Source organism: Nocardioides sp. P5_C9_2 (genome assembly GCF_054049555.1).
Map to the genome: position 1 here is coordinate 1 of NZ_JBFUMD010000120.1, position 8,837 is coordinate 8,837.

General features: G+C 69.9%; 9 protein-coding genes. All 9 read left to right on the plus strand.

Annotated features, from left to right (window positions below; genetic code table 11):
- A partial coding sequence (locus ACXJKL_RS08240; protein ID WP_457206578.1) for a LuxR C-terminal-related transcriptional regulator occupies positions 1-609 on the plus strand: 609 nt, incomplete at its 5' end.
- Positions 610-1,050: 441 nt separating this feature from the next.
- Entirely contained in the window at positions 1,051-1,509 is a 459-nt protein-coding gene (locus ACXJKL_RS08245; RefSeq protein ID WP_457206579.1) for a hypothetical protein, read from the plus strand.
- 55 nt (positions 1,510-1,564) lie between these two features.
- Positions 1,565-2,461 carry a dihydropteroate synthase gene (gene folP / locus ACXJKL_RS08250; protein WP_457206586.1) on the plus strand — a complete coding sequence of 299 codons (897 nt, stop codon included), beginning with the start codon at positions 1,565-1,567 and terminating at the stop codon, positions 2,459-2,461.
- Between the two features lie 43 nt (positions 2,462-2,504).
- Complete coding sequence (locus tag ACXJKL_RS08255) at positions 2,505-3,107, plus strand: helix-turn-helix domain-containing protein (protein WP_457206580.1); 603 nt, start codon at positions 2,505-2,507, stop codon at positions 3,105-3,107.
- Positions 3,100-3,879: a B3/B4 domain-containing protein gene (locus ACXJKL_RS08260; protein ID WP_457206581.1), complete on the plus strand. Its 780-nt coding sequence runs from the start codon at positions 3,100-3,102 to the stop codon at positions 3,877-3,879. The genes ACXJKL_RS08255 and ACXJKL_RS08260 overlap by 8 nt, the downstream gene beginning before the upstream one ends.
- Before the next feature lie 157 nt (positions 3,880-4,036).
- A complete protein-coding gene (locus ACXJKL_RS08265; RefSeq protein WP_457206582.1) occupies positions 4,037-4,648 on the plus strand; it encodes a hypothetical protein in 612 nt (203 codons plus the stop codon).
- Between the two features lie 234 nt (positions 4,649-4,882).
- Entirely contained in the window at positions 4,883-7,132 is a 2,250-nt protein-coding gene (locus ACXJKL_RS08270; protein ID WP_457206583.1) for a multicopper oxidase family protein, read from the plus strand.
- Positions 7,133-7,154: 22 nt separating this feature from the next.
- Positions 7,155-8,303, plus strand: a complete 1,149-nt coding sequence (locus ACXJKL_RS08275) for a hypothetical protein (protein WP_457206584.1) — start codon at positions 7,155-7,157, stop codon at positions 8,301-8,303.
- Between the two features lie 156 nt (positions 8,304-8,459).
- Positions 8,460-8,837: response regulator transcription factor (locus ACXJKL_RS08280; protein ID WP_457206585.1), on the plus strand; the 378-nt coding region annotated here is incomplete at its 3' end.

Sequence of the window (8,837 nt, forward strand, 5' to 3'; positions counted from 1 at the left end):
CTCGTAGCCCTGCTCAACGATGTCGACATCGACGTCGTCGCGACGACAGACACCGGGCCTGGTCTGCTGAGCATCGTCGCCGAGCACCACCCCGACCTGGCGATCATCGATGTTCGGTTGCCTCCCGCCTTCGCCGACGAGGGCATCCGGGCGGCGATCGAGGCGAGAGCCAAGCACCCCGCACTGGCCACACTCATCCTGTCGCAGTACGTCGAACCCGTGTACACCGCCGAACTCCTCGACTCGCCCGGCGCCGGTCTCGGCTACCTCCTCAAGGAGCGAGTCAGCGACATCGCCGATTTCGTTGATGCACTGCACCGCGTCGCGGCCGGCGGCACCGCCCTGGACCGGGAGGTCGTCTCCGAGCTCGTCCGCACCCGATCCGCCGTCAGCAACAAGCTCGATCCGCTCACACCGCGCGAACGCGAGACGCTGGCGCTGATGGCCGAAGGTCGCACCAACGCCGGCATAGCCAGGGAACTGGTCGTCACGCTCGGCGCCGTCGAAAAGCACATCTCCAACATCTTCGCCAAGCTCAATCTCCCCGACACGGACGACGATCACCGCCGCGTTCTAGCGGTGCTCACCTTTCTCCGCGCCGAGACCTGAGCCCTCCGCCTCCAAGACGACGCCGGGCACGCCCGCGGCGGCGATCGTCGGGTCCGTTCCATCGCACTGAAGTCGTGCCATGTCTCGACTCCGGTCAAGGACCTACCGGGCGGCACCCGGCCCGGGCCGGCCGGACGGGTCGGCAGGTCTGGTGAGAGCTGATCGGCATGAAGGTGCTCGTCGAGGGGGTCGCGGGCTGGATGTCGGGGAGGCGTCGCTGACGGTGTGCGTGCGTACGCCGGGTGTGCTGCGGGGACTGGTTGCTGGCCTCGCGGGGTCGATCGCGGCGCGCCGCGGTGGAGGCGAGTCGACGTCGGCGTACTGAGACGGCCCTGCCCTCGCCTCAGCCGCGTGGAGTTCCCCAGCCGTCGATCGGGTGGTCCCACCGACGGCCGGAAGGCTTGGGCCGCACGGCGAGCCTCGCGCGACTATCGTGGTTGCATGACGCCTCAGGACGGTCCGGCAGAACGCCATCGACGACCGGTTGACGTCTCGGACGAGACGGTCTCCGCGTTGGGCAAGCTGTCCAAGGCGCTGGAGACCGTCGAGGACGCGCGTGGTCATCTCTTCGCCTTCCATCGGCTGTCCGGGACCGCGGACCTGACGCTCGGCGAAGCGGTCGATGACCTCCGCGCCGCCGGCCACGCCGTGCTCGCGGATGAGGTCGCCCAGGAGCTGGTCGGTCGCAACGTGCTGGACGGCCGCTGGTCCTTCCAGATCGTCGAGGAGTACGACGAGACGTACTACTCCCCGTTCAAGGACCTGGAGAGACGTGCACGTGACGATCTCGTAGGGGGGCGACCACACCTCTTCGAGGCCGAGATGAAGGAAGATCGACGCACGGCTGGGCACCCGCACCACACAGCTCGGCCGTCCGCGTCGGCCGACGGGGCCGAGTAGACGCCATGCGAGACGGGGCTGACGACCAGGGTGGTCCACCTATCCTTCAGTCGTGATGGCACCCACTCTGCGCATCGGCGGGGACGTTCGCACCGTCAGCTCGACGCTGGTGATGGGCGTGGTGAACGCGAGTCCTGAGTCCTTCTCGGACGCGGGTCGCTTCACGTCGCTGCAGGAACGGCTGGAGCTCGCGGCGTCGCTGGTAGAGGCCGGCGCGGACATCATCGACGTGGGCGGGCAGTCGGCGATCACGAACCAGCCCGAGGTGGCTGCGAGGGACGAGATCGAGCGGGTGGTGCCGATCGTCCAGTGGCTTCGCGCGACGTACCCCGACCTCTTGGTCAGCGTGGACACGTACAAGCCGGTCGTCGCCGAGGAGGCGCTGGCTGCCGGGGCCTCGATCCTGAACGACGTGAGCGGTCTCCGGTATCCCGACGTGGTGACGTCATGCCTGAGGCATGGAGCCGCCCTGGTCGTGATGCACACCGCAGCAGAGCCGAAGGTCCGCCTGCAGCAGAAGGACCTGTACGTCGACGTCGCTGACGAAGTGGTCGAGTTTCTCGGACAGCGCGTGGCGGCAGCCGTCGAGCTCGGCCTCCCGGAGGACGCGGTCATCGTCGATCCGGGCCCGGACTTCAGCAAGACCCCCCGCCAGACCGTCGACGTGCTCCGACGCATCGCGGACGTCCGCGCGCTCGGCCGGCCTGTCCTGCTCGCGCTGTCCCGCAAGGACTTCCTCGGCGCGGTGACTGGCCGGTCACCTCGTGGCCGAGATGCGGCCACTGCTGCAGCGATCGCCTACTTCGCCGCCGAGCCCGGCAACATCGTGCGCGTGCATGACGTGGCCGCTGCGCGCGACGTCGTGGCGACGGTGGAGACATTGGCGGGGATCAGGGAGGTCTCGCCCGACTACCTCCTACCCGACGAGATCCGCCACGAGCGTCGCGCGTGACGCTCGACGACGTGCTGCACTAGGCGGGCACTATGATGCACTCATGCAGTCGAATCCCCATGAGCTCTCAGCGGCGATCGGTGCGAAGGTGCGAGCGGAGCGCCAGACGCGCGAGTGGACCCTCGACCAGCTCGCGGAGCACTCGGGCGTGAGCCGGCGGATGCTCATCAACGTCGAGCAGGGCACCGCGAACCCGAGCGTCACGACCCTGCTGCGCCTCGGCGATGCGCTCGGCGTCGGTCTCCAGGCGCTCGTGGCGGTTCCGCAGACCAAGCCCGTCACGGTCGTTCGCAGGGGCGCCGCCCCCACGCTGTGGACCGGCGAGGGGGGTGGACACGGGGTCCTGCTCGCCGGCACGAGCCCGCCCGACATCCTCGAGCTGTGGGACTGGACGCTCGCCCCCGGTGACCGGCACGACAGCGAGCCTCACGTCGCGGGCACCAAGGAGGTCCTGCAGGTCCGTGACGGCGCGGTCACCATCGTGGTCGACGACCAGACCGAGGTCCTCGGCGTGGACGATGCGATCTCCTTCGTCAGCGACGTACCGCACTCCTACGCCAACCAGGGTGCAGTGCCGGCCCGCTTCTCCCTCGCCGTGCTCGAGCCCCGCGTCGGTGCCGGCCCGAGGTCCGCAAGCCATGACTGACGTCCGCGGCACCRCAGCCCTCGAGTCCTTCCTGGCCGGAGCGCACATCGGCGACGGTATCGCCGACCTCCGCCCCGACTACCGCGCGCTCCTCGTTGCCGCCGATGGCCTCGTCCCAGCAGTACAGAATGAGGTGGGCGAGGATGGCGCGAGCGAGGCGTTGGTCGCGCGCGCCGAGGCGGTTGCCCACGAGCTCCTGTCCGACGCACGGGTCGAGGACCTTCCGCACGTCGATGCGTGGCGCGAGGCCTACCGAGCCTTCGGGGCCAAGCCCCAGCGCACCCGCAACAGTCTCGAGGCACTTCTGCGCCGTACCGCCTCCGGCTTCCCGCGCGTCAACCCGCTCACCGACCTCTACAACGCGGTCAGCGTCGTCCACCAGCTGCCGATCGGTGGTGAGGACCTGGCCGCCTACGCGGGCGCGCCGCGTCTGCTGCGCGCCACCGGTGACGAGCCGTTCGACACCACCGCCGACGGTGACCCGGTCGTCGAGCATCCCGACCAGGGGGAGGTCGTCTGGTGCGACGACGCAGGTGTCACCTGCCGTCGCTGGAACTGGCGTCAGGGTCGACGAACCCGGCTCACCGCGGACACCACCAGCGCGCTGTTCATCCTCGATGCCCTCGAGCCGATGAGCGACGCGGCGCTCGCGGCCGCGGGTGACGAGCTCGTCGACCACCTGCGTCGCCGTGGTCCGGACCTACGCATCGCGACCCGCGTCGTGACAGCCGGCACGACCGTCACAACCGCTCGGGTTCCCGCGGCACCGTGAGGCCAAGGACAGGTGGCCCGCTGGTACGACGGGCACCGCAGACCAGGCACTGGCGTCGACCATGGACTCCTTGCCCCACGCCGACCCGGTGAACCGCGCGGGGTCGGACCTCGTCGTCCCTTGAGGAAGCAGACCGTCTACCGGAAAGAGTCCTGTCATGCGTAGATCCAGACTGTCCCTCATCGCCGCCGCCAGCCTCGCCGTCGCCGCTGCCGGTGTCCCGGTCGCCCAGGCGCACGTCCAGGCCGGTGACGACGACCACTCCGGGCGTGATGCCCGGTTCGAAGCCGACCTGGCGCCGCTCAACGTCGATGGCGAGGGTCGTGCCGACCTGCGCGAACGCGACGGTGAGCTGGTCGTCAAGCTGCGGGCCAAGGGCCTCGACGACGGCATCCACATCGCCCACATCCATGGCATCCGGCAGGCCGAGAACGAGTGTCCCGACCTGTCGTTCGACGGCGACCACAACGGCTTCATCGACCTGGTCGAGGGACTGCCCGCCTACGGTCCCGTGCAGATCACGCTCAGTGACGGCCTCAACGACCGGGGCACGAGGATCGGCTACACCAGGACCTACACGGTCCTCGACGGCGGGGATGCCCTCAGCGCCCTCGGTGACCTGAGCCAGTACGCGATCGTCGTCCACGGTGTCGACCTGGACGGTGACCACCAGGCGACCAACCCCAACGCCGGTGGTGACGCCGCCACYGACCAGGACGACAACGAGATCTCGATGCCGGCGCTGTGCGGCACCATCGAGGAGGACTGAGCCCGCCCCCGACCCACGCCGCCGCAAGCCACAGGTTCTTCCAAGGTCTCCGGTGAAGAGTGCGTACGTCGAGCATCCCGGGGCTGTGCGGCCCCGCCGCCTCGGTCACGACCGAGGCGGTCAAGGCTCGTCGGGAGGCAGTCGTGCACGTCGTCGATCGAAGCGCAGCCGCCCTCGCCCTGGTGGGTGAGGGCACCGGTTCTCGGGAAGAGCCGTGGGGCGGAGGTCAGCGCGATGTCCGACGAAGCCCCCGGAGATGAGCAGCGCGACGAGCGGACGGACGACCGGGTCCCGCGTCGTCTGGTCCTGAGGCTGGGCGCGGCCGGCGCGGCAGGGATCGCGGTCGGCGCGGCCGGGAACCTCGGGGGGCCTTACCTCGCGCAGCGTGGCCTGCTGTCCGCGGACGGTGCGCTGGCTGCGGCCGGCACCGCGCTGGCGGACACGCTCTTCTACAAGGAGGTGTTCCCGACCAGCCCGCTGATCCTCGAGCCGTTCAAGGACGAGCTCCCGATCCCGCAGGCGCTGCGTCCGGCGGACATGTCGTCGTGGACCTACCTCCCAGGAGGGGGTGACGGGGAGCAGAACGGCTGCGACGGACGCTACGTCGAGGGCACCCGCGACTACCTGCGCAACGAGAAGCACCAGGTCTGGCCCGGTCAGATGGGCATGGCGGACCCCATCGTCTACCAGATCGAGTGCCTGGTGGCTGAGCACTCCTTCACCTCCTCGCCGGTGATGGCCATCAACTCACTGGGTCAGCCGTCGGTGTCCTTCGACGCGAAGCGCAAGAGCTACCCGGCCGGCACGCGGAGGTCGCTGCCTCCCAGCACGATCTACGGGTTCAACGGCACCTTCCCGGGACCGATGATCAACGCCGAGTACGGCAAGCCCGCGCTGGTGCGCTTCGCGAACCGGCTGGACGAGAACCCGTACAACCTCGACCGCCAGGACTTCGGGTCCCCGGACTACTCCTTCCTGACCCACCTGCACAACGGGCACACCGCACCGGAGAGCGACGGGAACCCGCACTACTCGATGCGGTACGGCCCCCAGCACCACGGCTACAAGCCGGGCCAGTGGGTCGACAACCTGTACCTGAACTGGCCGGCCGGCGGGGACGACACCGAGAAGCAGAGCTTCTTCTGGTTCCACGACCACCGGATGGACCACACCGGGGCGAACGTCTACAAGGGCATGGTCGGGCTGTACCCGATCTACGACCCCAAGGACGGCATGGACATGGGCGACGAGACCCAGGGGCTGCGCCTGCCGGGGGTCCGCCACGACCACTCCGACGGCACCTTCGACGTGGACTACGACGTGCCGCTGGCCTTGTACGACTGCCGTCTCGACGACGGGATCACGCTGCACCAGGACGTGCACGACGGGATGGGGGAGTACCCCGCCGCGCACAACCCGGCCAAGCACCCCGAGTGGTGGGGCAAGACCTTCTACAAGCACTTCCCGAACCACGGCTTCGTCGGGGACATCTTCACCGTCAACGGCACGGCGTACCCGGTGATGAAGGTCAAGCGGCGCAAGTACCGCTTCCGGTTCCTGGACGCCTCGGTGGCCCGCATCTACGAGTTCAAGCTGATGAAGTCCTTGCAGGGTCCCAAGACCGCCGCGTCGCTGGGCTACACCCTCAACGAGCTCCAGGGCCAGCACCGCATCCCCGACGGGCAGCAGTGCATGCAGTTCACCCAGATCGCCGCCGACGGCGGCCTGCTGCCCTTCCCCATCACGCGGGACTCCTTCGAGCTGTGGCCGGCCAAGCGGCGCGAGGTCATCATCGACTTCACCCACTACCAGGACGGCACGGAGACCCAGACCGGTGACGAGATCTACCTCACCGACGTGATGAAGATGCCCGACGGGCGGATGTGGACGAACTCCTCGCGGTTCTTCCCCGACCCCGCCTACAAGGTGCCGGTCATGAAGTTCGTGCTCGAGGACGCGGTCGAGGACAACAGCGTGCTGCCGAGCCCCACGACCAAGCTGCGGGACCTGCCCCCGCTGCCCAGCAACTGGAAGACCCTGATGGCCAACCGGACGATCTTCGAGGTCAAGCGCGGGAGCATCGGCGCGGAGGTCGAGTGGCTGATCAACGGCAAGCCGTTCGACCCTGCCGTCGTGGCGACGAGCCTGCGCAACCCGGCCGGAAAGACCCCGCTGGCGCAGCAGAAGAAGGGCAGCTACAACCTGTGGGAGATCCGCAACGGCGGCGGCGGGTGGGTGCACCCCTTCCACCTGCACATGGAGGAGCACCGCGTCGTGATGCGCAACGGCAAGGACGTCACCCGTGTCGCCGACCCCGGACACCCCGACGACATCTCGCGCGAGGACCTCGTCGCCCTCGATCCCGGCGAGTCGGTGATCATCTACCGCGGCTTCCGCGACTTCACCGGGCCCTACGTGGCGCACTGCCACAACCTGGCCCACGAGGACCACGCCATGATGTTCGGCTGGGAGATCACCCCCTGACCGGGGGTGGGGCCGTCACGACATGGACGCGACCACCACGCCCGCGACCGGCCGCGCCGCGCCGGGGCAGTCCGCGCCCGCCGTCGGGCCGTCGGCCGTCCCGTGGTCGACGGTGCTGCCGCTCGCCGTCCTGCTCAGCGGGGCGGACGCGTTCTGGACGGTCGCCATGCGCACCGCCCTCGGCTCCGTGGAGCGGACCGACGCGCCGGCGACCAGCTGGCTGCGTGAGTCACTGCTGCTCCTACCGGTCTTCGCACTGGCGGTGCTGGGGGCGCTCGTCCTGGCGCGCCGCTGGTTCGGACCGCACCCACGAGGCCTCCGCGCGGTCGGCGGCACGGTGCTGCTGGTGGTCGGTCTCGGCACCCTGACCGGCGCCGGCGTCCTGGCCGTCAGCTCGGCGTACGACTATCGACTGCAGGCCGCCCAGCTGCCGATGCTGGACATGGTCAGGGCCAGCTGCGGGGCTGCCTGTCAGGGCGCCCAGCTGCAGGCGACGCTGGGACTGCAGGAGCGCGCGGTCGCTCTTGGCACCCTCCTCCTCCTCCTCACCAACCTCGTCCTCGTCGGGTGGTTGGTCGCCCTGCGCGGCGGCCACCTCCGGCTCGCCTCCGCCCGCCCGGACCGGGCGGGAAGGTTCCTGGGCCGCTTCGGTCCGGCGCGCACGGTGCTGGCCGGTGGACTCGTCGGGAGCGCCGCCATCCACGCCGCCGTGATGCCCGAGCACGTCGAGGAATGGCCCGCCGCGGGGGTGTTCTTCGCGATCCTGACCCTGGCCGAGCTCGGCCTGGCCGTCGGCGTGCTGCTGCTGCCCCGAGCGGGCGTCCTGCTGGCCTGCGCCGCCGCCTCGGGCGGACCGCTGCTGCTGTGGCTGGTGTCCCGGACCGCCGGGATGCCCTTCGGCCCGGAGATCGGCGTGCCCGAGCCCGTCGGCCTCGCCGACGTCGCAGCCTGCGCCCTCGAGGTCCTCACCCTGGTCCTCGCCGTGGCCCTCCTGCGCGGGTGGGCAGTCGGCCGAGCGGTCGGCACCTCGGTCGACGGGGTTCGCCTCGCCCTGGTCGCCGTCGTCGCCGTCACGGCGCTCGGGGTGGCGGGGAGCAGCATCAGCTGGGTGAGCGTCACCGCACCCGGCGGCGACATGCATGCCTCGGACCTCGTCGAAGGCGCTCCCTGACAGGTCCTCGATACCCATAATTCAGGAAGTGGCTCCCGTCCCCGATCACGACCGGCACCATTCGTGGACGATCGACGGTGGTCGCCTTGTGGGAGGTTTCCGTTCTCGGCTGCGCAACGCCTGACGGTGGGGGTGGGGATGGGACACATTCTGGTCGTGGACGACGAGCCCGATCTGGTCAAGTTCGTGGCGCGCGCCCTCGAGGGGGACGGACACCGGGTCACGACGGCCCTGGACGGAGCCGAGGGCCTGCGCAAGGCCATGGCCGAGGCGCCCGACCTCGTGGTGCTGGACCTGGTGATGCCCGGGATCGAGGGGCGGGCCGTGCTGTCGGGCCTGCTGGCCGTGCGCCGCGACGCCAAGGTCCTGGTGCTCTCGGCCGACGCCACCGTCGGGGCCCGCATCGAGGTCCTCGAGGCAGGTGCCGTGGACTTCCTGGCCAAGCCGTTCGCGACGCGCGAGCTGATCGCCCGGGTCCGGTGCCGTCTGAGCCACCACTCGAGCGGCGACCGCAACGAGCAGACCCTGTCGATC

Excerpts from the sequence above, each read along its gene's own strand:
- ACXJKL_RS08245 (WP_457206579.1), top strand. The coding sequence starts at position 1,051 with ATGACGCCTCAGGACGGTCCGGCAGAACGCCATCGACGACCGGTTGAC.
- folP (WP_457206586.1), top strand. The coding sequence starts at position 1,565 with ATGGCACCCACTCTGCGCATCGGCGGGGACGTTCGCACCGTCAGCTCG.
- ACXJKL_RS08255 (WP_457206580.1), top strand. The coding sequence starts at position 2,505 with ATGCAGTCGAATCCCCATGAGCTCTCAGCGGCGATCGGTGCGAAGGTG.
- ACXJKL_RS08270 (WP_457206583.1), top strand. The coding sequence starts at position 4,883 with ATGTCCGACGAAGCCCCCGGAGATGAGCAGCGCGACGAGCGGACGGAC.
- ACXJKL_RS08275 (WP_457206584.1), top strand. The coding sequence starts at position 7,155 with ATGGACGCGACCACCACGCCCGCGACCGGCCGCGCCGCGCCGGGGCAG.